The organism is Undibacterium sp. Ji83W (genome assembly GCF_049340385.1).
Taxonomy (GTDB): Bacteria; Pseudomonadota; Gammaproteobacteria; order Burkholderiales; family Burkholderiaceae_D; genus Undibacterium.
This window is the reverse complement of the sequence record NZ_JBMPOZ010000012.1, coordinates 97,304-120,512: the sequence shown is the minus strand read 5'-3', so window position 1 is coordinate 120,512 and position 23,209 is coordinate 97,304. Positions and strand designations below refer to the sequence as shown.

The following is a 23,209-nucleotide window of genomic DNA, read 5'->3' as shown; positions in this document are numbered from 1 at the left end:
AAAAATATCGTCCTATGCCATCTTTGCGCCAGTGGCTTGCCTTACCGGGATACCGGCAGGGTCAAAATCCTCAAGGCAATACACATTGATGCCAAAATTATCTGGCGTCACGCGTTTGCGGTGAAAAGGGTAAATGCCACAAGTCTTGCAAAAATAATGATGGGCAGTATTGCTGTGAAACTGGTATTCGCTCAATGATTCGGCACCAGACAGCAGCTTGAATTTGCTTTCATGCACCTTGACCATCAAGGCATTTTTGCGACGGCAGATAGAGCAATCGCACATTGTCAGCTCAGGAAAATCGGTCTCTATTTCAAATCTCACTGCACCACAATGACAACTGCCCTGATAGTTTTGCATGGGGTGTGAACCTGTTGTTTGCATTTTTTTGCTGCTCCTGAATCTTCATTAAGATTCATCTTAGAGCATGACAGGTCAAGTGTACCGGTACACTTCTTTGCAAAACACTGTGCTGCCACGGTCAATTCACCATGACAATTCTGTGTATATTCATTCAAGCTTGCTGCAAAGCCTTGTCCGCCTGTTTCAGATGTGTCCAAATGTAAGCCATACCTTGGTATCGTTGTAATGATTTGGCAATAGACTTATCATGCCGGGTCTGCACTGTTAGTCTGTACTGCAGCAGCATGCTTCGTTTAATTTCATCCATCTCCATGTCACTCATTCTTCAGACTATGACCGCACATCGATATATCAGTACTGGCGGCCAATAACCATGTGGGATTCTTTTTTTGCAAGGCCTGCAGTGTCAGGTACCTCACTAATCGCGACCTGTATTGCGTTGGCTTGGTTGAGTCCAGACTCCGTTTTCGCAAATGATTTGCCAATGGTACAAACTGCTGCCAGGGATGTGGTGGTAAGAGAATTTCAATTCAGTGGTAACGCCGTTATCAGTACTGCAGAATTGCAGGACATGTCGGCAGCCTATCTTGGCAAGCGCACCACTTATGCTGATCTGGAAGAGTTACGGACCCGCATTTCACGCCTGTATGTGGAACGTGGTTATCTGAATTCTGGCGCAGTCCTGGTCGTGGCAGAGGGTAGCGAGCCTTTTCCATCAGGCATAGTCAGCATACGTTTGATTGAAGGGAGTATCTCGGAAGTCAGGGTAAAAGGAGAAGGCAACTTGCGGCCAGCTTATCTGCTACAGCGCTTGCTCAAGGACGACGAAGTGTTCAATATGCCAGTCTTGCAGCAGCGTTTCCAGCTCTTGCTGACTGACCCGCTGTTTGAAAAAATCAATAGCCGCATCATCCCCGGTGACAAGCCCGGTACTGCGATACTGGATATTGATGTTGTGCGTGCCAGGGCCTATGGCTTGAATATCTATGCCAATAACTACCGCGCACCATCGATAGGATCAGAAGTGCAGGGTATTTCAGGTTGGGTGCGCAATCTGAGTGGCTATGGTGATTATCTGGACGCCAGTATCGCTCATAGTGAAGGCGCTGACCCCGTACATCTGGGCTGGACTATGCCTGTCAATAGCCGTGGCACCGCATTGAAACTCAGCCTTGATAAAGGCAGTTCATCGGTTGTTGGTGAATCCCTGACGGCTATCGATATCAAAAGCCGTAGCTCGGGTTATGAACTGGGTATGAGCCAGACCTTGGTGAATAGTTTGCAAAGAAAAATCGAACTCGGCCTCAGCTATAGCCAGCGCGATAGCCAGACCAGTTTATTGGGTGAGGCGTTTTCCTTCACACCTGGTGAGCCTGACGGTTATTCAAAAACCAAAGTAGTACGCTTTTCCCAGGAATGGACAGAACGCTGGGAAACCCAGGCGCTGGCCTTGCGCAGTGTGTTTGCTTTTGGCCGCAATAACATAGACAGTAGCGATACCAGTTTTCAGGTGCCCAATCAGCATTACCGTATCTGGACTGGGCAATTGCAGTATGTGAAAAATCTCGGCAAGGCCGGTGATCAAATAATTTTGCGCGCTTCTGCACAGCAAACACCTGACCGCTTATTGCCCATGGAAAGATTCTCCCTGGGCGGCGTCGCTACCGTTCGCGGTTACAGAGAAAACGCTGTCGTGCGCGACCGCGCCTGGTTATTGAATGCAGAATACCATTATCCTCTGCCCATCTTGCTGGACACGGGACATAAACTCAAGCTCATAGGTTTTACTGATCTGGCGACAGCCAGCAACCAGGGTGAAGCAGCGCAAAAACTGGCCTCGATAGGTGTGGGCATGAACTGGCAATGGCAAAACTGGGCTGTGGACTTGTTCCTGGCCAGAAAACTCATCAACCTGCCGGGGCAGAGCAGTGGCAACTTGCAAGACCATGGTGTGCACGCCCAATTGACTTACCATTTATTTTGAGAGTGCGGCATATGCGTATCAAATTTGCTTCACCAGCCAAACACATACTGATCGTCAGCCTGCTGGCACTTTCAGTTCAGAGCTCTGCATTTGCAAATGATGCTGCGCTGGGTCAGGGTTTGCGTGAGTGTGCCAGTGGTAGCTATACCCAGGCACTGTCGGCCTTGCAAACTGCTTATGCCAGGACTGATCAGACAGCAGATAATAAAGTCAAGGCAGCGTCTGCACTGGCGCAGACTTATATGCAAACGCATCAGGCTGCCAAGGCAGAGCCCTATTTGGCCTATGCCTTTGATCATGCCAGCAATAAGCTGGACAAGGCTGGCTATGCGATTGACTTTGGCAACTGGCAGCAGCAACAGGGGCATGCAGAACAGGCCCGCCATTACTACGATACTGCGCTGCAACTTGCTGGACCTGATGCCGCAATCGCCATCAGCGCAGGACTTAACCGGCAAAAGCTGGAAGCAAAAAAACAAACCGCTGCAGTCAACCTTAAAAACCTGCAGGCGCTGTGGCAGCGACTGATGCAAGCTGGAGAGCAGCCGCAAGCTGCCAGCTATAGTCTGAATCTGGGTGTGCAAGCCAAGGCTTTGGGCGCAGAAGGGCAGAACCTGGCTTTCCAGGCATTCGACCATGCGCGCAAACTCGCCGCAAAGCAGGGCCAGGCAAGATTGCAACTGGAAGCACTTGATCAGCTTGCGCAGCTTTACGAAGAAGCACATCGCCACGATGATGCGCTGGCCTTGACTGATCAGGCATTATTGGCTTCACAGGGCCAGGAAGCGCATGACCTGCTCATCAATGTCGAATGGCGGCATGGCCGCATCTTGTGGGCACTAGCAAAAAATACCGAGGCAATCGCCGCCTATCAAAGAGCACTCGATCATATAGAAGCCATACGCACCGACATACCAGTCGAATATCAGGATGGCCGTTCTTCTTTCCGCGAAACACTGGAGCCTGTGTATCTGGGGCTGGCGGATTTGTTACTGCAGACATCCACGCAATTGAATGAAGTACAAAAAAATGCACAATTGCGTCGCGCCCGCGATGTGCTGGAATTGCTCAAGCAAACTGAATTGCAAGATTATCTGGGCGACCGTTGCGCTGTTGATACCGCCAGGGCCAATCGTAAGACTGGCAAGAGTGATGTGATAGCTGACGATACAGCGATACTCTATCCCATCATCTTGCCCGACAGGCTGGAGCTTTTACTGGAAACGAGCAAGGGTATGTACAGCCATAGCATATCTATGTCTGCCGCAAAGATGCGCGTCGACGTGCTGGATTTTGGCAATATCCTGAAAGACAATCTTTCTTTCAAGCCTCAGGCCAAGCGTCTTTACCAGGCCTTGCTGGCACCAGTTGATGCTGAATTGACGCAGCAAGGTATACGCACACTGGTTATCGTCCCAGATGGCGTATTGCGCCTTTTACCTTTTGCAGCCCTGCATGATGGCCAGCAATTTGCCATAGAAAAATATGCGATCGCTGTAGTACCAGCTTTGAGTTTGACCAATACCAGTGCACGAAGTCGCGATGGGGTGACATACAAAACGCTGCTGGCAGGCATGAGTGAACCGGGGGCTGTAGTTGATAAACTGCCCGGTGCCATGGTTGAGCAACTGCTGGCAGCTAATCCACAAACGACTGCAAATGGCAGACAAGTTGCCAGGGCTGTGCTGACGCGTAGCCTGCGTAACATCCCCAAAGTAGGCGAAGCTGTTATCCTGAACAAGCCAGCACAGCATCAGCAATTGCAGCAGATGCTGGCTCTCGCTGGCGTTGACGAAGAAATCCATACACTGGAAAAACTGACCAGCAGTCAGACTTTGTTGAATGCGAAATTTACCGTTGCAGCATTCAGTCAAAAAGTCAAAACAGGTGATTACCAGATTGTGCACATCGCTTCACACGGTGTGTTTGGCGGCAATGCCGACAGCACCTTTGTCATGGCGCATGATGATCTGATCACCATGGATAATCTGCAAGGTTTTTTACGGGCAGGTGGCATGAAAAACCAGGAGTTGGAATTATTGACTTTGTCGGCTTGCGAAACGGCAGAGGGTGATGACAGGGCACCGCTGGGCTTGAGCGGCGCAGCGCTAAAAGCCAGGGCCAGGAGTGCGCTGGGTTCATTGTGGCCAGTATCCGATGATGCGGCAACTTTGCTGATGGGTCAGTTTTACCGCCGCCTTGCAGAACCTGCCACGAGCAAGGCGCAGGCTTTGCAAAAAGCACAATTGGAATTGATGAAGAATAATCAGTTCAGTCATCCATTTTATTGGGCACCATTCATCATGGTAGGGAGCTGGTTATGAAGACTAAGCAATTACATAAGATGGGCTTGCTCAGATTAAGCCTTCTCAGAGTAAGCCTGTCCATGGCTTTTGGGATTTTTCCTGCATTTGCCTGGGCTGGTGCCACGACCGATGGCACGGTTGGTGCCGTACAAAACCTGAGTGGCAATTTCGTCGTGCCACAAAGTCTGGGTACGACCAAGGGTGCTAATTTATTTCACAGCTTTAAAAACTTCAGTATAGAAAATGGTGAGTCCGCCACATTCACAACCACGACGGCTTTGCAAAATGTGATAGCCCGTGTCACTGGTGGCGCAGCCTCGAGTATCAATGGTTTGCTGAAGCTCAGTGCCTCTTCTGGTAACCAGCCGCATTTTTATTTCATCAATCCTGCTGGTGTGATTGTTGGTGCAGGTGCTGCCATCGATGTGCCTGCAGGTTTGCATATCAGTACGGCAGATTATGTGAAGTTTGCAGATGGGAATTTTTATGTCGATACGGCGAAAGCCAGCACCTTGTCCGCCGCTGCGCCTGAAGCTTTTGGATTTTTGGGTAATAATTCTGCCGCTCTCGAATTCAAAAATGGTGCGACTATCAATCTCCGCCCGCAACAAACGCTGACCTTGGCCGCTGGCGATATCACGATCAATGATGCAAGCTTGCTCGCACCGGGTGCAGCAGTGCGCGTGGCTGCCGTGGGCAAGAACAAGCTGGAAGTCGGTTTTGCCGGTGATTTGCCTAAAGGGGACGGCAAATTGAGTATTCTCAATGGCGGCAGTATCAATGCATCGGTGAGTGGCAATGTCGACGGTGCCCAGATACGAGTGCAGGCTGGAGATATTCTTATTGACGGCCAGGATGCACGCAAACCTACCGGCATTTTCAGCAATGCCAATGATGGTGGGGCCAAATCGGGTGACATCTTTATTGCGGCAAACCAGCAGATCAGCATAGTCAACGCTGGCCGCATTTCTACTTCCACCTTCAGTTCCGGCAATGCCGGTTCCATCAAGCTTGATGCAGCTAATATCGGCATGGATGGCAAGGGCCAGGTGACAGGTATTTTCAGTCAGGCTAATGATGCTTATGGCAATGCGGGTAATCTTGACATCAAAGTGGCTGGTAAACTCAATATCCTGAATGGTGCCGTCATTTCCTCATCGACCTATACTTCAGGCAATGCTGGCAATGTGCGTGTGAATGCCAGCGACATTATGTTGGATGGCGCAGAGGCCAATGGTCCATATACAGGCTTGCTCAGCACCACCAATAAAGGGTCGGGCAATGCCGGCAATGTCGAGGCCACTGCCACAGGCAAACTCAGTGTATTGAATAGTGCTCAGATATCTTCTGCTACTTACTCTGCGGGGCAGGGTGCCGATGTCAAAGTCAATGCGGCAGAATTGCTGATCAATGGCAACGGCGTCTCTACCGGCATCAACAGTATTTCTGGCGCTGCTGGTAATGCCGGTAATGTCAGTGTCAATGTCAGTGGCGGCACCACGATATTTTCTGAAGGTGGTATTTCAACCTCGGCATTTGATGCAGGGCAGGCTGGCAAGATCAGGTTTGCTGGCAATAGCCTCAACATTGATGGTCAGGGGCTGGAAGCGGGCATCTATAGTGACGCGGGTGATTTTCGCACCGTAGCCAGCTTCCGTGGTGGTAGTGGCGGTGATATTGATGTAAGCCTGACGGGTAAATTATCACTGGCTGGTGGCGGGCGTATATCCACTACAACTTACACACGCGGCAATAGCGGTTCCATCAATGTGACTGTCAATGCCTTGGCCCTTGACGGCGACGGCAGCGGCATTCTGGCAGAAACCATAGGCATGGGTAATGCTGGGAATATTGCAGTCAAGACCAGTCAATCTTTGCAGATACAAAACGGTGGCAGAATTTCTTCTGCCACCCATTTTGTTGGCAATGGCGGCAGCGTCAGCATTGATGCTGCCAGCCTTGATATTGATGGCAAGAGCCTGGCGACCGGCATCTATAGTGATGCTGGCACGCAGGCACAAGGCAATGCAGGAAATGTAGCTGTCAATGTGGCAGGCAATTTGTCATTAAAGGATGGTGGCCAGATATCGTCCGCGACGACCAGTTATACCACTGGCTCGGCTGGTACGGTGAAGGTCAATGCCGCCAGCATCAGCCTCGATGGCAAGCTCAGTAACCCCATCAAGGATGATGAGGGGAATCCCAAGGTCTTGAGTACTGGTATCTTCAGCAGCGCCAATGCCGGTGATGAATCTACCAGCAGGTCAGTCGGCAATGCCGGTACCGTGAATGTCACTGCGGGCCAACTGCAGATGAGCAATGCAGCATTAATTTCATCGAGTGCCTATGCTAAGGGCAAGGCGGGAGAAGTCAATGTCAATGCCAGTAAAATCCGTGTGGACAGCAATGCCGTCATCAGTTCAGAAGCAGGCGCTGCATCCAGTGGCTATACAGGTAATGTCAATATCAAGGCGACAGATAGCCTGAATCTGGATCAGGGCATAATTTCAATTAGCAATGCTGCGCAGGTCAACGCCGACAAATTACCAGCCAAGACCTTGCTGGCAATTGATGCTTCGGATATCACATTGCAGCAAGCGCAGATCATTGCTTCTGCCAGTGGCAATGTGGCGGCTAGTGATATCCGCCTCAACTACGCTCACCGCCTGCTTGCAAAAAACAGTAATATCAACACCAGTGCTTTTGAAGGTAATGGCGGAGCGATTACTGTACAGGGCAAAGGCGCTTTGATACTTGAACGCTCACAAATCACTACCTCCGTTACAGGTTTGCAGGCAGGTAATGGTGGCGATATCAGCATCAATGCGCCAGCCCTGATACTGCGCAGTGGTTTCGTCCAGGCAAATACTGCGGCGAAGGCTGCCAGCGGTGGTAATGTGAACATACAGGTGAACGCCACCATCGCGAGTGGCAATCAATTGCTGCTTGGCGGTGCGCCATTAAAATTTGATGGTGGTGGCAAGAATTTGATACAGGCAGCAGCACCTGATGGCGTGAACGGGGCTGTCAGATTGAGTAGCCCGCAAGTCGATTTCTCTGCCAGTCTGGTGAATTTGAATGCGCAGACTTATGATTTTGCTGACCTGGCGGCAGACTTGTGCCGGCTGGGTAGCGGTAGCTCCCTGAGCCTGGTTGGACGGGGCGGCTTATTGCCGACTGCCACTGGTTTATTGAGATACTAAGTTGCCATGACCAAGTCCCGACGCCTGCAGGATTTTTTTACCCCACGCTTGCTGCAAGTGCTGGGCTTGCTGGTGCTGCTTGTTGTGGCCGCAATCTTGTTGTGTTTGCCAGCGGTAATTGCAATAGACAATAAAATTCTCGACCTGCAATTCAAATTATCACGTGAATACTTTCCTCAAAAAATAGCCATAGATCCCGTGGTGATAGGGATAGATGAGGCCTTTCTGGATGAAGTTGATGAACCATTAAGTCTGAATCACAAGCACTTGGCCAATTTTTTAAGAGCCATGAATCAGGCTGGAGTCAAGGTAGTCGGTATGGACCTCAGCCTGCCTGAAAAACGCTTTGACAGCCTCATTTCTACCCGCAAGGACGCAGTTGATTTTCACAAGATATTGTTGAGTGGCTTGCTCGACAGCATACAGACCACACCGCTGGTCACCGCCAAAATCTGGGACTTGAAGCATGCGCATTACCGGGATATCCAGGTGGATTATGCGGCGGTGCTAGGCATGCAGAGTGAACAATTCCAGGCTGTCGCCTCAGCTGAATTTTGCCGTGACGGCGACCAGCGCATACGTCGTTTCCCTGGGCGGGAGTGTCAGCCCGATCGCAGTGAACGCGGGCTGGCGACTGAAATAGCTGCGGCGGCAGGTGTACGACAAGACTGGAATGGTCTGATCAATTACCGTCTCGGTGAGCGCTTCAGGTATATCCCACTGCAAGAAGTCTTGAAGCTCGCAGAGCAGGGAAAAATAGCAGAGTTGCAGCAGCGCTTTGCAGGTAAAGTCGTCTTGCTGGGTGCGACCATGGATGCAACTGATCTTGTCGATTTGCCGGTGTCACTGGCAGCCTGGTTGCCGGTGAATGATCCGAATCCCGGTGTGCTGGCACACGCGCAGTTATTACGCAGCATACTGAACCAGCGTTTATTGCAACAGGCTGGAACGCCTGGTCTGTTTGCTTTGTGTGCCTTGTTTGCACTGTTCTGGCTGGGGCGTAGTATACGTATCAAACTGCTGGTGTTTGCGGTGGCGACTGTGGGCCTGTTTGTGACCAGCGGCATCGCCATGCAATACGATGTCTGGTTACCACCGACGGCAGCGCTTCTGACGGGCCTGTTAGCCCTGAGCAGCAGCAGTGCATGGCAAGCCTGGCAGCACTATATTGACAAGCAACGCTTGAGCAAAGCTTTTTCTGGCCGGGTCAGTCCGGCTGTCATGCAGGAGATAGTTGAAGGCCGCATAGACCAGACTTCACAAAGCAGGCGTTTACATGTATGCGTTTTGTTTTCGGATATCCGTAGTTTCACTACTTTGTGTGAGCATGCTCAGGCTGAAGATGTGGTCAGCCTCTTGAACCGTTATTTTGCCGTCATGAGCAAGATTGTGCATGAACATGGCGGCACCATAGACAAGTTTATCGGCGACGGCATGATGGCATTTTTTGGCGCGCCCAAGCAACTCGATAATCCGGCGCAAAATGCTTTCAATACCGCGCGGGCCATGCTGCTTGCACTGGATGCGTTGAACCTTGAATTGCAGGCAGAAGGTAAAACTGTATTACAGATAGGTGTCGGCCTGCATGCAGGCGATGCGGTGATTGGTCAGGTTGGTTCGGCAGAGCGGCATGAATACACAGCCATAGGAGATACCGTGAACACTGCAGCAAGGATAGAGGGGCTGTGCAAGGATGTGGGGTATCCTGTCGTCTGTTCTGCGACTGTAGTTGCCAGCCTGGCTGAAGCTGACACGCTGATTGCCCTCGGTGATAAAAACCTCAAGGGACGTTCTGCCATCGCTGTATGGGGTTGGCAGCCAGTATCTGTTGTTACAGAAATTTAAATGCTGCAATTTAATTGATGAGTGTGAATATGAATAAAAATATGAACGCATTGAAAGCTTATCTGACCATCATAGTCAGTCTTGTCACTGCATTGACTTGCGGCCTGGCACAGGCTGAAGCAGCCCTGGGCATGGTGCTGGACGTGCAGGGCAATGGCAAGATGGAAGTCAATGGCGTGACGTCCAAACTGCAATTGCTGGCTTACCTGCAGCCAAAGATGCAAATTACCCTGGAGACTGGTGCCAAGGCTTCGTTGTCCTTGTATGCGACACGTTCGGTGTATCAACTGAGCGGCCCTGCGACGGTGACAATAGAAAAAGATGGCGTCACCAGTCTGCAGGGGCAAAAAGCGCTAGTCCGGCCCATGGCAGAAAAACTCGTGCGTGCGGCAGAAACCAGTAATGTCATTGCCGGTGCCGTGCGCATGCGCCAGGTGCCGCCACGTATTGTTGCCGTCACACCTGAAAACAATTCCTTGTTACTCGGCAAGCGTCCAGCATTTAACTGGATTTCTGCGGAAGCTGCAGAGTTTGACATCAGTATTTCTGACATGGATGAGAAACTCATCGTCAGCGAAAAGACCAAAGAGAATAACTGGCAATTGCCGGAGAAAATAAAACTGGAAGACGGCGCGACTTACCGTTGGCAAGTCGCTTATGTCTCAGCCAAAGATGGCAAGACATATACTGCCCGGTCTGAATTTAAAATGGCCAGCAATGCGGAAGCCACTAGCCTGAGTGAATTGAAGCCGGAAGACAATGCAGGAGTCGAAGACTGGGTCATGTATGCAGCCATGCTGCAAAGCAAGCGGGCTTTTGGCGAAGCCAGGCAGGTCTGGCAACAGATCGCCAGGCAGCGGCCTGATTTGCAAAAACTGTCTGAAGCTGCACCTTAATAAAAAACGCCACGCTTATCAATAGCGTGGCGTTTTTCTATGCTGGCTGTATTTATGCTGCCGTATTCATGCCGGTATCAAGAAAATCGACATGGAAATCAACAATCACCTGACCTGCGATACGCTGTACAGAACCGTCCTTGTGCATGCGGCTGACAGTCTTGTCTTCGCGGGAGCGCACATCAATCTGGAATTCAGGGTGGCTCTTGGCAAAGGCATCCTGTATGGTTTCCCTGACTTGCGTGATCAGGGCTTTTTCAGCAGCTGATACAGTATCAATCGCATCTTGCGCATTTTGCTCAGTGGTCGTCACTGCAGCTTCAGTATCACCAAAGAACTGCTCCACCGTTTGCCTGAATTCTCTTTGTGTCGTCACTACGTATTGTATTTTGGCGATAGGAAACAGGCTATGCACGATGCGCGAAGCCATGACACGCTCAGGATCAGTCGTCATGACAGTCAGGCTGTCGGCATTCTCTTCGAGGATGACCCAGTGATGATCTTCCACATAGGCGCGTTTGAAGTTTTTCAGGGCGTCCGGGCGTGTGCGGTCTGCCTTGTAGGGCTGGTATTCGCACTCAAAGAAAGTCGCCAGGGAATTGCCTATATCAGACAAATTAACTTCAAATTCATCAATGAGGATTTCTTCCACATCCACACCCTTGCGACGTGCTGCACGCGCAGCCAGACCCAGTTCAGGTATGGACAGTATCGATGACTTGATCAGTGAATCAAACTTGGTATGAATAACCTGGGGCGACATGAGACGCTGGGCAAAGGCCACAGCCAGGGTATTGCGCAAGTATTTGAAACCTTCTTCCAGCAAGGGCGGGAACTGGCAATCATTGCGGTTATTGATGAGTTGCAGTACACCCAGCAATTCATTGCTTTGTTCGTGAATCAGCGGGCCAACCATCATGTGCTTGGTACGAAAGCCAGTGCGTTGATCAACCCGGCGCAAGAATTCCAGCTTGGGTGAATGCTTCCTGAGTTCAGTCTCGTCATACACGTTCAGAATATTGACTGTCTGTTTGCTCATGGCGACAAAACCAGCCACGCTCTTTTCAGAGATAGGTAGGGCAAAATCCTTGAATGAGGTCAAACCAGTCTTGACCTTGGATTCGATGGCATTTTTCTTGTAATTTACCGAGTACAAGGTCAGGCGTTCACAGTCAAACAGATTGCAGATATCGTGCGACAGATCGAGCATGATTTGCTCGATATTGCTGGTCGAATGGATGGCATTCGTGATGGTTTGCAGATTCTTGAAGAAATGTAAGCGAGCATGCACGTCCTCTTTATCATAGACATCATACTTATCTTGCTGGACACGGCGTACAAAACTCATAAATTTGCTTTCAACTGTGGAATTTAATCCCGGCTATTTTGCCACAGCCGGGCTATATCGTCATTGCGACACTGATAAGCTTGGGCTCGTTTTTTGTAAAAACCCAGTGGTAGATATTGCTACTGGGAAAATATTGATCATTTATGGCTGTTTCCATTAAAAAAGAGGCATTGCTGCCTCTTTTGCCTGAATGTTAATTACCAAATGGTGATGCGCTTTTCAGGGGCTACATACATCTTGTCGCCTTTCTTGACGCCAAAGGCAGAATAAAACGCTGGCAAATTCGTCAAGGGCCCGTTGCCGCGGAATTCGGCGGGGGAATGGAAATCAGTACTCACCCTGAGTATGGTTTCGCCATCACGTGATTTGCCACGCCAGACTTGTGCCCAGCCCATGAAGACACGCTGGTTGCCTGTGTAACCATCAATCACTGGCGCTGGCTTGCCACCCAGGGAAATTTGGTAGGCCTTGTAAGCGATGGACAAGCCGGAATTGTCAGCAATATTTTCACCCAGAGTCAGCGCACCATTGACCTTGTAACCAGGCAGCGGGCTATAGGCACTGTACTGGACAATCATGGCGGCTGTCAGTTTGCCAAAGTTGGCCTTGTCTTCCTTGGTCCACCATTCACGCAAATTGCCATCGCCGTCGAACTCGCTGCCAGAATCATCAAAACCGTGGCTGATTTCGTGTCCTATGACTGCACCTATGCCGCCATAATTGACGGCATCGTCGGCTGCCGCATTAAAGAATGGTGGCTGCAATATCGCCGCAGGGAAGACGATTTCATTCTGGCGTGAATTGTAATAAGCATTCACGGTTTGCGGGCTCATGCCCCAGTCAGTACGGCTGACTGGTTTGCCCAGTTTTACCAACTGGCGCTGATATTCATATTCACGGCCACGTATGATATTGCCGACCAGATCATCCCTGGCAATGGCCAGCTTGCTGTAGTCGCGCCATTGATCAGGGTAGCCTATCTTGGAATTGAATTTGGCCAGTTTGGTCAGCGCTTCTTTCTTGGTTTCCGGGCTCATCCAGCTCAGGGTTTCTATGCTTTGCTTATAGGCCAGCAGCAAATTACTGACCATGGTTTGCATGCGTGCCTTGTTTTCGGGCGGGAAATATTTTTCCACATACAATTGCCCCAGTGCTTCTGGCAGGGCTTCTTCCACCCGACCTACGCCTCGTTTCCAGCGCGCCTGATTAGCTGGGACACTGCGCAAAGTTTTGCTGGTGAATTCAAAATCCTGGTCGACAAAGCGCTGGCTGAGGAAGGGCGCGTAGGCATTCAGCGTTTGCCATTTCAGGTAAGTCTTCCAGGTATCGAGTGGCGTTGTGGCGATGATCTTGGCCAGGCTACTGAAAAAATCAGGCTGACGCACAATGACATCGTCCATTTTGCCTGCCATGCCTGCCTCACTGAAATAAGCATTCCAGTCAAAGCCAGGCAATAATTGCTCAAGCTGTTTCAGGTCCATCTTGTTATAGGTTTTAACCGGTTTCCGGCTTTCTACCTTGGTCCATTGTATTTTGGCGATCTCGGTTTCCAGCGCCATGATGGCGGCTGCGCCTTGTTCAGGCTTGGCCTGGCCGCTCATGTCCAGCATTTTTTCCAGGTGCTTGAGATATGCGTCGCGGAAGCCCTGCAACTTCGCATCATCCTGTTTCAGATAATAATCGCGGTCTGGCATGGTCAGGCCATTCTGGCTCAGATATACCGCATAGCGGCTCGAGTCACGAGCATCCTGGTTAATGCCAGTCGCGACAGGCATGTTCACACCCAGCTTGCCGAGTTCTGCCATCAAGGCCGGTAGTTTTGACTTGTCGGTAATTGCATCAATGCGGGCAAACTGGTTTTGTAAGGGCTTGATGTCCAGCGTATTGGCGCGTGCTTCATCCATGAAGCTATTAAACAGATCGGCAATTTTTTTCTGGTTTGAACCTGCGGCAAGCTGTTTGTTTGCAGCCAGGACCTGGATGATGTCGTAAGACCTTTGTTCTGACAGTTCGCGCAACTGGTCAAACGAGCCAAAGCGGCCACGATCAGCCGGTATTTCTGCAGTCGCCAGCCACTTGCCCGACATGTGCTGGTAAAAATCGTCCTGCGGTCTGACGGTTTTGTCTATCCACTGCAAATCTATGCCAGATTGCAGTTTATGCGCAGTGACGGTGCTATTGGTAACAGCTTTGGCATTTTGTGCAAAAGCTGGCGTTGTCAGCATATTGGTAAACAGGCTGGCAAGAGCGAGAGAAATCAGGGTACGTGACATGGTATGTCCTTGCTATGAAGCTTGTTGTGGGGAAAGATATATAGATGCTTTGTTTTAGCTAAAGTTCAGGAATTTTAGAGAAACTTATGCTGCAGAACGGCAAATTTGAGCTTGAAAACAATATCAATATCAATACAAGCGGGTTAATTGAATAGCCAGGCAAATCACGCTGACAGTCAATACCGCCAATGGCTTGATGATAGAAATGGGGAAGCGAGGGTGTTCAGGCATGGATGGTGCTATGACCATCCACAAGGCATCTGGCAAATGCCTGTGCTGCATCAGGTCAACGCGCCACTGAACCTGGTATTTTTGTGATTGATGCCAATACTTAAGCTCAACATGTAGCCAGCCAGTAGCGCAACCATCATCGTCGCCAGTGATCTCTTGACTGGTGCTCAAAACACGCACTTGCACTTTGGGCCACAAGGCTATTTGCAATAGCCTTGCTCCATAAAGCAGAGCAAGTACGCAGACGAGTAATAAAAGCAGTTCCATTTAAAGAGCTGGGTGGATATCAATGTGCTTGCATATTGCCCGCTCGCACTGCTCTTGTAAATAAATGGATTTCCTTTATTTATGATGACAGGATTTTTTTGTAGAGAATAAATCCTGATCGGTCTGCCACCTGACGATACAGTTTTTGAGCGGTCTCATTGGTCTCATGGGTGCTCCAATAGACGACGCTGGACCCCGCCAGTTTTGCCTGTTCATACACGGCCTCTATCAAGGCAGCTCCCACACCCTGACTACGCTTATCAGGGCTGGTGAACAAGTCATTCAGATAACAACTGGCTTCGATACGACTGGTGGTTCTGTGATACAGATAATGCGCCAGCCCGACCAGGCGCCCATCCAGCTCAGCCACCAGGGCATGCACTGGTTCATAGCTATCAAAAAACCTGCCCCAGGTCCTGAGTGTGACTGCTTCTGGCAAGGCATTTGGGCCAGTGCGTTCATAGAACTGGTTATAGCCATCCCACAAAACAGACCAGTTGGCGAAATCTTCTTTGGTGACTGCACGGACCACTACTTTACTCATTTCTGTTCCTTATCATTTTGTTTTATTCGGTTTCAAACAATTGCTGTTCCATGACATCTGCCAATGCGCGAGAAGCCTGGTCCTGTTTTTCACGCAAGCCATCCACCATGTTCACCCTGTCTTGCGTGCTTTTGTTCTGGCTGGTTTTCCATTTGCCGCTGATACGGCGTACCGGGATTTCTATGCCGACTATCATGTCCATCATCCTGTCCACATATTCTGCAGGCGCATCGCTGACCTTCCATGGTTGTTCGAACTTGCTCTCAAAATTGTCACTGAGATCGCTGAGCAGGCGTAAAAATTCCTGCCTGTCTTCGACGATGCGCATGGGGCCGTGCGCATGAACGACAGCATAGTTATAGGTTGGTACAACAGAACCGCTGCGCTGTTTTTCTTCATACCAGCGCGGGCTGATATAGGCTTGCGCTCCCTGGAAAATCAACAACGCATCCTGACCTGAAGCTGCGCTTTGCCAGACCGGGTTATTGCGGGCGACATGGCCACGCAAGACGCCATACGGTGCATCTGTCGTTGGTGCTGAGATGAGGAATGGGATGTGATTCGCTTCAAGTTCACCTGCTTGCAAGCTGACCAGTGCAGCCAGTGGATGCGCCTGTATCAAGGCGTGTAAGACTTCAATACGTTCTTCAGCAAAATGACTGGGCATGTACATGGCTTACTCGATTTCTATGATGACTTCGGCGTTAATGGAGTTGGCTATATAACAGTGTTCATGCGCCATATGATGCAGTTCTTCACGCTCCTGCAAGTCTGGCTGCTTATCACCACTATAGCTTTCCTGCGGACGCAGATGGATGCAGGTAATGGCTTGCTTGCCTTGCGCATTTTTATCCATGATGCCCACCGCCAGGTCACGGTATCGATCCACCACGTAGCCACGTTTGGCCACGAAGAATAAATAAAACAGCATGTGACAAGATGCCAGCGCCGCAACCAGTGCTTCTTCTGGATCGACATTTTTTTCTTCCGACATGGGTACAGGGACGGATAAAGGGGATGAAGATGCCGGTACCACCAGGCCGCCATCAAATTCCCAGGCATGCGCACGACTGTAGCGATTGTCGCTAAAAGCCTGTTCGCCACGCTCCCATAAAATTTTTGCCTGATATTGATGCATTTGTTTACTCCGCCGTCATGAATATGCGTTAATCTTATTCCTGGTATTGGTTATTGAAAAGTACCAATTTTATAAAAAATAAGAGGGCCAATTTGGGCAAGAGCATGCATATTTCTCAAATGATTGCCGGGATTGCCCTGGACAGACAAGACCGCCAACCCTTGTACAGACAGTTGTACGCCGAAATAAGAAAAAGTATATTGGCAGGCCAGATGCTGCCCGGCATGCAGTTGCCACCCAGCCGCGAGTTTTGTCAGGTGCTGAATATTTCCCGGCAAACGGTCTTGAATGCCTATGATCAGTTGCTGGCTGAGGGTTATTTGCGAGGTTCGGTAGGGCAGGGCACCTTTGTCAATGAAGAGTTACCGGCTTTTACAGAGCGCAGCAAGGCGCCAGTTAGTAATGCTCCTGCTATTCCAGTGATGGGCAGGATTTCAAAACGTGGACTACAGCATATAGACCCACGCGGCAGTACGCGCTTTCATCAGGGCAGTGTAAGAGCGTTCAGGGTCAGCATGCCTGACCTGGATCTATTCCCTTTCGATATCTGGGCCAGGCTGGAAGCACGCCACTGTCGTCACCCCAAAGGACAATTAGGCTATGGCGATCCTGCTGGTCACCTGGCTTTACGCGAATTGCTGGCGGTGTATCTGAAGGCAGCCCGCGGTGTGAACTGCGCGCCAGAACAAATCCTGATCACATCCGGTTCGCAGCAGGCGCTATATTTGCTGAGTACCATGCTGCTCGATCCGGGTGAAAAGGCCGTGGTGGAATACCCTTGTTATCGTGGAACGACCGCCGCCCTGCATGCGGCACAGGCCGATATTTGTGCCGTGCCTGTTGACGATGAAGGCATGGATGTCACGTATGCAGCGAGGCATTATCCCGATGCGAGAGTCGCCTTTGTTACACCTTCCCACCAGATGCCCCTGGGTATGACCATGAGCCTGCAAAGACGCATGGCTTTGCTGGAATGGGCGCAGGCAAATGCAGTGTGGGTAGTGGAGGACGACTATGACAGTGAATACCGTTTTGGCAGTTCACCACTGGCATCCTTGCAAAGCCTGGATACACATCAGAGTGTCATTTATGTCGGCACCTTGTCCAAGGTACTGTTTCCGGGTTTGCGTTTGGGTTATCTGGTTTTGCCAGAAAAATTACTGGAACCGATGATACAGGCCAAGGCCGTCATCGATAAACATACCAGCATCATGCCGCAAATGACATTGGCCGACTTTATTGCAGAAGGCCATTTCGGCAGGCATATCAAGCGCACCAGAAAAGTGTATGCAGAACGCCAGGCATGTCTGGTGAATTGTCTGGAAAAGGAATTGGCAGATGAACTTGTCTGTGGTGCGCAAGATGGTGGGCTTGATCTGGCCGTGTATTTCAAACAGGCTTATGATGAAGAGCAGATCATAGAAGCAGGACAAAAAATCGGACTGGAGTTGAGGGGCCTCGGTCACTATGCCGATGTGCCTGGAAAAACAAACAGGCCGGCAGAAAGTCCTGGTGGCCTGTTACTGGGTTTTGCTTCACTGACTTGTGCTGAGATAGAGCGCAGCGTCAGCAAGCTGGCTACGCTCTTTAAAAATTCTTAGCTACATAGCACTTCAGGCAGCAATCATTTGCACTGTCATCTCAGTATAGGCATGACGGTTAATCACACTGATGATGGCGCGCATGCTGGCCGTTGCCGCATCTTCTGCAATGCCCGCACCATGCTGGCTGCTGCCATCGTTGACGCGTGCCTCGATGATGCTGATGTACTGTGAACGACCATGCTGCGTCACTTGTTGTTCTTGTTTGTCGATGATCCTGACTTGATATCCAAGCACCTGGCAGGCATTGATCTGTGCTTCAACAATACCATGACCTGTACCCTGGATAGCTTGTGGCTGTCCGTGGTGCAGCAGATCGACATGCAAGGATACTTGTGCCGGATCGGATGGTGATGTCCTGTGATGCAGGACCGGGTTTGCGTGATGAGCTTGATAACTGATGGGTGCTGCTGGCGCGAGATAGCTGTCGCTGAAAATCTGGTGTATCTGTTGTGCCGTCATTTCCTTGCCGCTGTCGTCGGCAGCGGTTTGCACAACACGGCTGAATTCAATTTGCATGCGCCTTGGCATGCTGATGCCATATTCCTGTTCCAGCAAAAATGCCATGCCGCCTTTGCCAGATTGGCTATTCACGCGAATGACGGCGTCATAATTGCGACCAAGGTCAGCCGGGTCTATCGGCAAATAAGGCACTTCCCAAATGGCGTCTTTTTGTTGTTGGGCAAAACCTTTTTTGATCGCATCCTGGTGTGAGCCAGAAAATGCCGTGAATACCAGGTCGCCGACATAAGGGTGGCGCGGATGCACAGGCAATTGGTTGCATTCTTCCACGCACTGCCTGACGCTGTCGATATCAGAAAAATCCAGTCCGGGATCAACGCCCTGGGTGTACAAATTCAAGGCCAGTGTGACGAGGTCGACATTACCGGTGCGTTCGCCATTTCCAAACAGGCAGCCCTCAACCCTGTCGGCACCGGCCATGACAGCAAGCTCTGCGGCGGCGACTGCCGTGCCTCTGTCATTGTGAGGATGCACGCTGAGGATGATGGCGTCGCGTTGCGCGAGGTTCCTGTCCATCCATTCAATCTGGTCGGCATACACATTGGGCGTTGCGCATTCGACGGTGGTTGGCAAGTTGATGATCATCTTGCGTTCAACTGTGGGCTGCCAGATGGCGGCAACCGCATCACACACCTCTTTTGAAAAATCCAGTTCTGCCATGCTGAAAGTCTCTGGTGAATATTCAAATACCCATTCTGTCTCAGGCATGGCATCCGTGAGTTGCTTGATGAGGCGAGTGCCATCAGTGGCAATCTGTTTGACTTCTTCACGCGATTTGCCAAATACGATGCGGCGGAAAGCAGGTGCTATCGGGTTATACAAATGTACGATCGCGCGCTTGGCACCGCGCACAGAATCGACAGTGCGGCGTATCAGGTCTTCGCGGGATTGCGTCAATACTTCTATCGTCACATCATCCGGTATGCGTTGCTCTTCTATGAGTTTGCGAACGAAGGCGAAATCTGTTTCTGATGCAGAAGGGAAGGCCACTTCGATTTCTTTGAGACCAATCTTCACCAGCATTTCAAAGAACCTGAGTTTTTTCTTGGCATCCATAGGTTCTATCAGCGCCTGGTTACCATCACGCAAATCCGTACTCATCCATATCGGTGCTTTGCTGATGCTGCGGCTGGGCCATTGCCTGTCCTGCAAAGCGATAGTGGGGAAGGGCTGATATTTTTTAACTGGATTACTCATCATGATGTTCTTTTCCTTGGGCTGGCACAGTGCCTCAGCAAGGCGCTGATATTTTCAATTTGTTGAATGGATGCTGATGTGGCGGCGCCAAGCTAACCGGCTGCCACAGAGATACGCGAGGCCGGTTAACCGATCAGTAGTCGTAGCGCTAGCAGGCGGTAACTACGTTGCAGCGCAGACTGTGGGCGTGCAAAGCCAGACATGACGCTGATTGCGCCTGCTGATTTCTTTGCTGATGTGCCTGATGGTGTCATGCTGTTTTTCCTGATGTCAGGAACCCTGTGCTGGGTACTACTGGGATATAAAGGTAATTTTTGATACTGGTGTTTCAGGCTGGCAGGTATGCCGCTTAAAACTGGACAAGACGCAACTTATAGTAGCGAGCTTGCTAGAGATGGTAGTAGAACTAGAGAGATAGACACAGACGACAGCGCTGCTTGCAGCTTGGTGCTGTCAGCAGTTTTTCTTGCAGATGTCGATGTCAAAAAAGAGTTCATGCATTTACTTTAAGAGATGTTGCCTATGCTCGTCAAGTAAATTTTTCTCATCGTCAAGAATATTTCAGGTTCAGCGATAAGCATTGACCAGCTTTTGCCAGATAGGATCGTTGACAGCATTCCTCAAAATGACATTGATCTGCTGTTGAACCTTGGGCATGTTTAATGGGACCAGTATTTGCCTGTCATACTGGTCATGCGGTTTTTTTGAGATATAAAACTGACCCTTCAGGTCAGGGTGGTTTTTCATTTCATAATCGTAGTTGGAGCGACTGATGATAGCTGCATCTATACGATCCGCCAGCAACTTGCGAAAGCTATGTTCTTCGCTACTGGCATCGTCACGCTGAATTTTTCCTTCGGCGACGAGTTCATTGACACCGTAATAGTAGTAGCCCAAAACCAGGCCTATGCGCAGGCCAGTCATGGATTTTGCGCCTGTGAACTCGAAGGGATGATTTTTTGATGAGACGACATCGTCGATATCGTTCATGACCGGCAGGGTCCACAGAAATTTTTGCTCTTCCCTGTCGTTAAACCAGACCGGGCTGACACCAATTACCAGTCCATCCAGATTGCCGGAATTGACCAGCAAGTCGAGGCGACGACGTGGCAGATAAATGAGTTCGAATCGGTAGGCAGTGTTTTCTTTATTAAGATAACTCAGCATGTCGTTGTACAGACCCCGCCCCGTGACTTGATCCAGGATCAGCGGCGGCTTCAGATGATAGCTATACACCTTCACCATCTCGACGGCACCAGAATTCTGCCAGCACAGGCAAATCATTACTATCAATGCTGAGCAGATTTTATGCATAGTCGCAGTCTTGCTTCTCTGGACGGATACGCGAAAAAACAGGATGACTTGCGGATGTCAGGTTCTTACCCCGGGTTCTTGTCCCAAGTATGCTTTAAAGTTTATATGAATTCGACAAAGAGAACAGTTAAATTTAGTATGGCTATTTTTTATTAAACTTATAAGAAAGTGTTAATAATATAAGGCCAGCTATGATCATCGGGAACGACAACATTTGTCCTGCCGAGATCGTCATTCCGAGGATGCTGACTTCATAGTCGGGGGTACGGAAATATTCTGTGAAGAAGCGTGTGCAGCCATACAGCGTCACATATAAGGCACCGACAGCCAGCCGTGGCCGGGCTTTGGAGGCATACAGCCAGAGTATGATAAAGACCAGCAAGCCATCAACCAACGCCTGGTAGATGGGGGAGGGGTGAACCGGGTAGTTAATGCCAGGCCAGATCATGGCCCAGGGCAAGTCTGCAGATGCTACGCGCCCTGGCAATTCATGGTTGATGAAATTACCCAGGCGACCGGCAGCATAACCCAAAGGGACCAGTGGGGCGATGAAGTCATACACATCGGCAAGATGAAACCTGGCTTTGCGTGCCCACAGGAACATGGCGATCAGTACGCCGATGAACCCGCCATGAAAAGACATGCCGCCTTTCCAGACCGCAAATATTTCCAGCGGATTAGCCATGTAATAGGAAAATCCGTAAAAAAATACTTCGCCCAGACGGCCACCCAATATCACGCCGAGTACGCCAAAAAACAACATGTCGTCTATATGTTCACGCGTCCATCCCTGCGCTGCGACATGCGGCTGCCTGAGTCTGACACGACCGAGTGCAATAAACTGGGCAAAGGCCAGCAGATACATGATGCCGTACCAGTGGACAGAGACAGGGCCCAGGTGAAAAGCGACAGGGTCAGGATTGGGATGAGTCAGCATGGATGATTTGGTAAGTTAAACAGGTGGGCAAATGCCGCCAGCACTGCAGAATGATTATCTTTGCGCCAGGCCAGGCCAATTTCCACCGTGGCACTGGCTTCCGGCAAATCAAAATACAGTACACCGGGGCGCTGCAAATTTGAGACGGATTGTGGCACAAGCGCGATACCCATGCCAGCCGAGACCAAACCGACGATGGTTTGCATCTGTATGGCTTCCTGGCCTATGGCTGGCGTCAGGCCCGCCGCATGGAAGCAACCCAGGATGGCATCATGCAAAGCCGGGGCTATTTTTCGTGGGAACAGGATAAGGGGGAGGTCAGCGCAATCGCTCAGACGCAATTGCTGACGCCCCAGAGCCTGGCTTTCAGGGACTGCCAGCATCAGTGGTTCGGACAGTACTTTTTGATAATTGAATAAGCCTTGCAGCTTTTCAGGGAGTGGCGGTATCAAAAAACCTGCATCAATTTCCCCATTTTCCAGCGCCGCCAGTTGTACGTCAGTGGTGGCCTCACGCAGTTCTATATGGACATCGGCATGATGGCGGCGAAATTCCCGCAATGCTGGTGGCAGCACGCTATAGTCAGCAATCGAGACAAAGGCCAGCGACAGATGACCATAGGTGCCACTGGCGGCTCTTTGCGCCAGTTCGGGTAGGGATTGCGCCTGTTGCAGCAGCCGCCTGACTTCGGGCAAGAGTGCTTGCCCTGCCGATGACAATGAGATATTACGCGTATTGCGGATAAACAGTTCTGCCCCAAGTATGGCTTCGAGTGCCTGTATGGCTTGCGACAAAGGTGGTTGAGTCATGTGCAGCCGCGTAGCGGCTCTGCCAAAATGCATTTCTTCCGCAACGGCAAGGAAGTAACGCAACTGGCGCAACTCAAGATTTCGTAATTCGGGTAAAGACATCTGGCAGGTCAGCCGGTATTTTGCTGTATTCGTATTGAGGCAGTATGCAAGCCCGGAAAAAATAGTCCGGGTTTGATACGCACGCTGAAATTAACGGCGGTGAGTTTTTTTGTCAAAGGCGCGCTTGACGCGTTCTTTCTGGATTTTTTCAAAATGAGCATGGTCTTTGCGCTTGTCCAGGCCCAGCATGCGTTCAAGAATTTCAAACCATACAAAGGCTGCGCTGGCACCACCTATGATCCACCACCAGGACATAGTGGCAAAAACCCACACATCTGCCAGCTTTAATACCAGCATGATGAATAAAATGATGATGATGAACATGAGAG

At 50.4% G+C, this 23,209-nt stretch carries 19 protein-coding genes; 6 read left to right on the top strand and 13 right to left on the bottom strand.

Annotation, left to right across the window (positions count from 1 at the left end):
* Nucleotides 1-12: 12 nt before the first annotated feature.
* On the bottom strand, nucleotides 13-384 hold the full coding sequence (locus tag ACO0LD_RS19650; protein ID WP_423009865.1) for a GFA family protein: 372 nt from the start codon (nucleotides 382-384) through the stop codon (nucleotides 13-15).
* 463 nt (nucleotides 385-847) lie between these two features.
* Here ACO0LD_RS19650 and ACO0LD_RS19645 point away from each other — a divergent pair, with 463 nt between their 5' ends.
* The 5 genes from ACO0LD_RS19645 to ACO0LD_RS19625 are packed head-to-tail and all read left to right on the top strand — an operon-like array spanning nucleotide 848 to nucleotide 10,597.
* Nucleotides 848-2,347 (top strand): ShlB/FhaC/HecB family hemolysin secretion/activation protein, encoded by a 1,500-nt coding sequence (locus ACO0LD_RS19645; RefSeq protein ID WP_423009864.1) that lies wholly within the window; start codon nucleotides 848-850, stop codon nucleotides 2,345-2,347.
* 11 nt (nucleotides 2,348-2,358) lie between these two features.
* Entirely contained in the window at nucleotides 2,359-4,671 is a 2,313-nt protein-coding gene (locus ACO0LD_RS19640; protein WP_423009863.1) for a CHAT domain-containing protein, read from the top strand.
* Nucleotides 4,668-7,856: a beta strand repeat-containing protein gene (locus ACO0LD_RS19635; RefSeq protein ID WP_423009862.1), complete on the top strand. Its 3,189-nt coding sequence runs from the start codon at nucleotides 4,668-4,670 to the stop codon at nucleotides 7,854-7,856. The genes ACO0LD_RS19640 and ACO0LD_RS19635 overlap by 4 nt, the downstream gene beginning before the upstream one ends.
* A 6-nt stretch (nucleotides 7,857-7,862) precedes the next feature.
* Nucleotides 7,863-9,701, top strand: coding sequence for a CHASE2 domain-containing protein (locus tag ACO0LD_RS19630; RefSeq protein ID WP_423009861.1), 1,839 nt, complete (start codon nucleotides 7,863-7,865; stop codon nucleotides 9,699-9,701).
* Nucleotides 9,702-9,742: 41 nt separating this feature from the next.
* On the top strand, nucleotides 9,743-10,597 hold the full coding sequence (locus ACO0LD_RS19625; RefSeq protein WP_423009860.1) for a hypothetical protein: 855 nt from the start codon (nucleotides 9,743-9,745) through the stop codon (nucleotides 10,595-10,597).
* Between the two features lie 52 nt (nucleotides 10,598-10,649).
* Here ACO0LD_RS19625 and ACO0LD_RS19620 read toward each other — a convergent pair whose 3' ends face one another.
* The 6 genes from ACO0LD_RS19620 to ACO0LD_RS19595 form a co-directional block, all read right to left on the bottom strand.
* Nucleotides 10,650-11,945, bottom strand: a complete 1,296-nt coding sequence (locus ACO0LD_RS19620) for a hypothetical protein (protein ID WP_423009859.1) — start codon at nucleotides 11,943-11,945, stop codon at nucleotides 10,650-10,652.
* 197 nt (nucleotides 11,946-12,142) lie between these two features.
* Entirely contained in the window at nucleotides 12,143-14,218 is a 2,076-nt protein-coding gene (locus ACO0LD_RS19615; RefSeq protein ID WP_423009858.1) for a M13 family metallopeptidase, read from the bottom strand.
* Nucleotides 14,219-14,347: 129 nt separating this feature from the next.
* The gene (locus ACO0LD_RS19610; protein ID WP_423009857.1) at nucleotides 14,348-14,716 is read right to left on the bottom strand and encodes a hypothetical protein; all 369 of its coding nucleotides are present in this window, start codon (nucleotides 14,714-14,716) and stop codon (nucleotides 14,348-14,350) included.
* A 79-nt stretch (nucleotides 14,717-14,795) separates the two neighbouring features.
* A complete protein-coding gene (locus ACO0LD_RS19605) occupies nucleotides 14,796-15,260 on the bottom strand; it encodes a GNAT family N-acetyltransferase (RefSeq protein ID WP_423009856.1) in 465 nt (154 codons plus the stop codon).
* Nucleotides 15,261-15,282: 22 nt separating this feature from the next.
* Nucleotides 15,283-15,933 (bottom strand): FMN-binding negative transcriptional regulator, encoded by a 651-nt coding sequence (locus ACO0LD_RS19600; RefSeq protein WP_423009855.1) that lies wholly within the window; start codon nucleotides 15,931-15,933, stop codon nucleotides 15,283-15,285.
* A gap of 3 nt (nucleotides 15,934-15,936) precedes the next feature.
* Nucleotides 15,937-16,398: an OsmC family protein gene (locus tag ACO0LD_RS19595; RefSeq protein WP_423009854.1), complete on the bottom strand. Its 462-nt coding sequence runs from the start codon at nucleotides 16,396-16,398 to the stop codon at nucleotides 15,937-15,939.
* Nucleotides 16,399-16,502: 104 nt separating this feature from the next.
* On the opposite strand from ACO0LD_RS19595, the gene ACO0LD_RS19590 reads away from it, so the two are divergent.
* Nucleotides 16,503-17,999 (top strand): PLP-dependent aminotransferase family protein, encoded by a 1,497-nt coding sequence (locus tag ACO0LD_RS19590; RefSeq protein WP_423009853.1) that lies wholly within the window; start codon nucleotides 16,503-16,505, stop codon nucleotides 17,997-17,999.
* A gap of 12 nt (nucleotides 18,000-18,011) precedes the next feature.
* Here ACO0LD_RS19590 and leuA read toward each other — a convergent pair whose 3' ends face one another.
* From leuA to ACO0LD_RS19560, 6 genes are all read right to left on the bottom strand, one after another.
* Nucleotides 18,012-19,724, bottom strand: a complete 1,713-nt coding sequence (leuA, locus tag ACO0LD_RS19585; RefSeq protein WP_423009953.1) for a 2-isopropylmalate synthase — start codon at nucleotides 19,722-19,724, stop codon at nucleotides 18,012-18,014.
* Nucleotides 19,725-19,843: 119 nt separating this feature from the next.
* A complete protein-coding gene (locus ACO0LD_RS19580) occupies nucleotides 19,844-19,972 on the bottom strand; it encodes a hypothetical protein (protein ID WP_423009852.1) in 129 nt (42 codons plus the stop codon).
* A gap of 313 nt (nucleotides 19,973-20,285) precedes the next feature.
* Nucleotides 20,286-21,032: a substrate-binding periplasmic protein gene (locus tag ACO0LD_RS19575; RefSeq protein WP_423009851.1), complete on the bottom strand. Its 747-nt coding sequence runs from the start codon at nucleotides 21,030-21,032 to the stop codon at nucleotides 20,286-20,288.
* Nucleotides 21,033-21,174: 142 nt separating this feature from the next.
* Nucleotides 21,175-21,969, bottom strand: coding sequence for a prolipoprotein diacylglyceryl transferase (lgt, locus tag ACO0LD_RS19570; protein ID WP_423009850.1), 795 nt, complete (start codon nucleotides 21,967-21,969; stop codon nucleotides 21,175-21,177).
* The gene (locus ACO0LD_RS19565; protein WP_423009849.1) at nucleotides 21,963-22,880 is read right to left on the bottom strand and encodes a LysR family transcriptional regulator; all 918 of its coding nucleotides are present in this window, start codon (nucleotides 22,878-22,880) and stop codon (nucleotides 21,963-21,965) included. Before ACO0LD_RS19565 ends, lgt begins: the two co-directional genes overlap by 7 nt.
* Nucleotides 22,881-22,970: 90 nt before the next feature.
* Nucleotides 22,971-23,204 carry a TIGR04438 family Trp-rich protein gene (locus ACO0LD_RS19560; protein ID WP_423009848.1) on the bottom strand — a complete coding sequence of 78 codons (234 nt, stop codon included), beginning with the start codon at nucleotides 23,202-23,204 and terminating at the stop codon, nucleotides 22,971-22,973.
* Nucleotides 23,205-23,209 lie beyond the last annotated feature (5 nt).

What these genes read in the sequence shown, in the direction of transcription:
- ACO0LD_RS19560 (WP_423009848.1), bottom strand. Translation starts at nt 23,204, where the DNA reads ATGTTCATCATCATCATTTTATTCATCATGCTGGTATTAAAGCTGGCA.
- ACO0LD_RS19600 (WP_423009855.1), bottom strand. Translation starts at nt 15,933, where the DNA reads ATGTACATGCCCAGTCATTTTGCTGAAGAACGTATTGAAGTCTTACAC.
- ACO0LD_RS19625 (WP_423009860.1), top strand. Translation starts at nt 9,743, where the DNA reads ATGAACGCATTGAAAGCTTATCTGACCATCATAGTCAGTCTTGTCACT.
- ACO0LD_RS19630 (WP_423009861.1), top strand. Translation starts at nt 7,863, where the DNA reads ATGACCAAGTCCCGACGCCTGCAGGATTTTTTTACCCCACGCTTGCTG.
- ACO0LD_RS19595 (WP_423009854.1), bottom strand. Translation starts at nt 16,398, where the DNA reads ATGCATCAATATCAGGCAAAAATTTTATGGGAGCGTGGCGAACAGGCT.
- ACO0LD_RS19580 (WP_423009852.1), bottom strand. Translation starts at nt 19,972, where the DNA reads ATGACACCATCAGGCACATCAGCAAAGAAATCAGCAGGCGCAATCAGC.
- ACO0LD_RS19640 (WP_423009863.1), top strand. Translation starts at nt 2,359, where the DNA reads ATGCGTATCAAATTTGCTTCACCAGCCAAACACATACTGATCGTCAGC.
- ACO0LD_RS19645 (WP_423009864.1), top strand. Translation starts at nt 848, where the DNA reads ATGGTACAAACTGCTGCCAGGGATGTGGTGGTAAGAGAATTTCAATTC.
- lgt (WP_423009850.1), bottom strand. Translation starts at nt 21,969, where the DNA reads ATGCTGACTCATCCCAATCCTGACCCTGTCGCTTTTCACCTGGGCCCT.
- ACO0LD_RS19620 (WP_423009859.1), bottom strand. Translation starts at nt 11,945, where the DNA reads ATGAGTTTTGTACGCCGTGTCCAGCAAGATAAGTATGATGTCTATGAT.
- ACO0LD_RS19650 (WP_423009865.1), bottom strand. Translation starts at nt 384, where the DNA reads ATGCAAACAACAGGTTCACACCCCATGCAAAACTATCAGGGCAGTTGT.
- ACO0LD_RS19610 (WP_423009857.1), bottom strand. Translation starts at nt 14,716, where the DNA reads ATGGAACTGCTTTTATTACTCGTCTGCGTACTTGCTCTGCTTTATGGA.
- ACO0LD_RS19590 (WP_423009853.1), top strand. Translation starts at nt 16,503, where the DNA reads ATGCATATTTCTCAAATGATTGCCGGGATTGCCCTGGACAGACAAGAC.
- ACO0LD_RS19635 (WP_423009862.1), top strand. Translation starts at nt 4,668, where the DNA reads ATGAAGACTAAGCAATTACATAAGATGGGCTTGCTCAGATTAAGCCTT.
- ACO0LD_RS19605 (WP_423009856.1), bottom strand. Translation starts at nt 15,260, where the DNA reads ATGAGTAAAGTAGTGGTCCGTGCAGTCACCAAAGAAGATTTCGCCAAC.
- ACO0LD_RS19615 (WP_423009858.1), bottom strand. Translation starts at nt 14,218, where the DNA reads ATGTCACGTACCCTGATTTCTCTCGCTCTTGCCAGCCTGTTTACCAAT.
- ACO0LD_RS19565 (WP_423009849.1), bottom strand. Translation starts at nt 22,880, where the DNA reads ATGTCTTTACCCGAATTACGAAATCTTGAGTTGCGCCAGTTGCGTTAC.
- ACO0LD_RS19575 (WP_423009851.1), bottom strand. Translation starts at nt 21,032, where the DNA reads ATGCATAAAATCTGCTCAGCATTGATAGTAATGATTTGCCTGTGCTGG.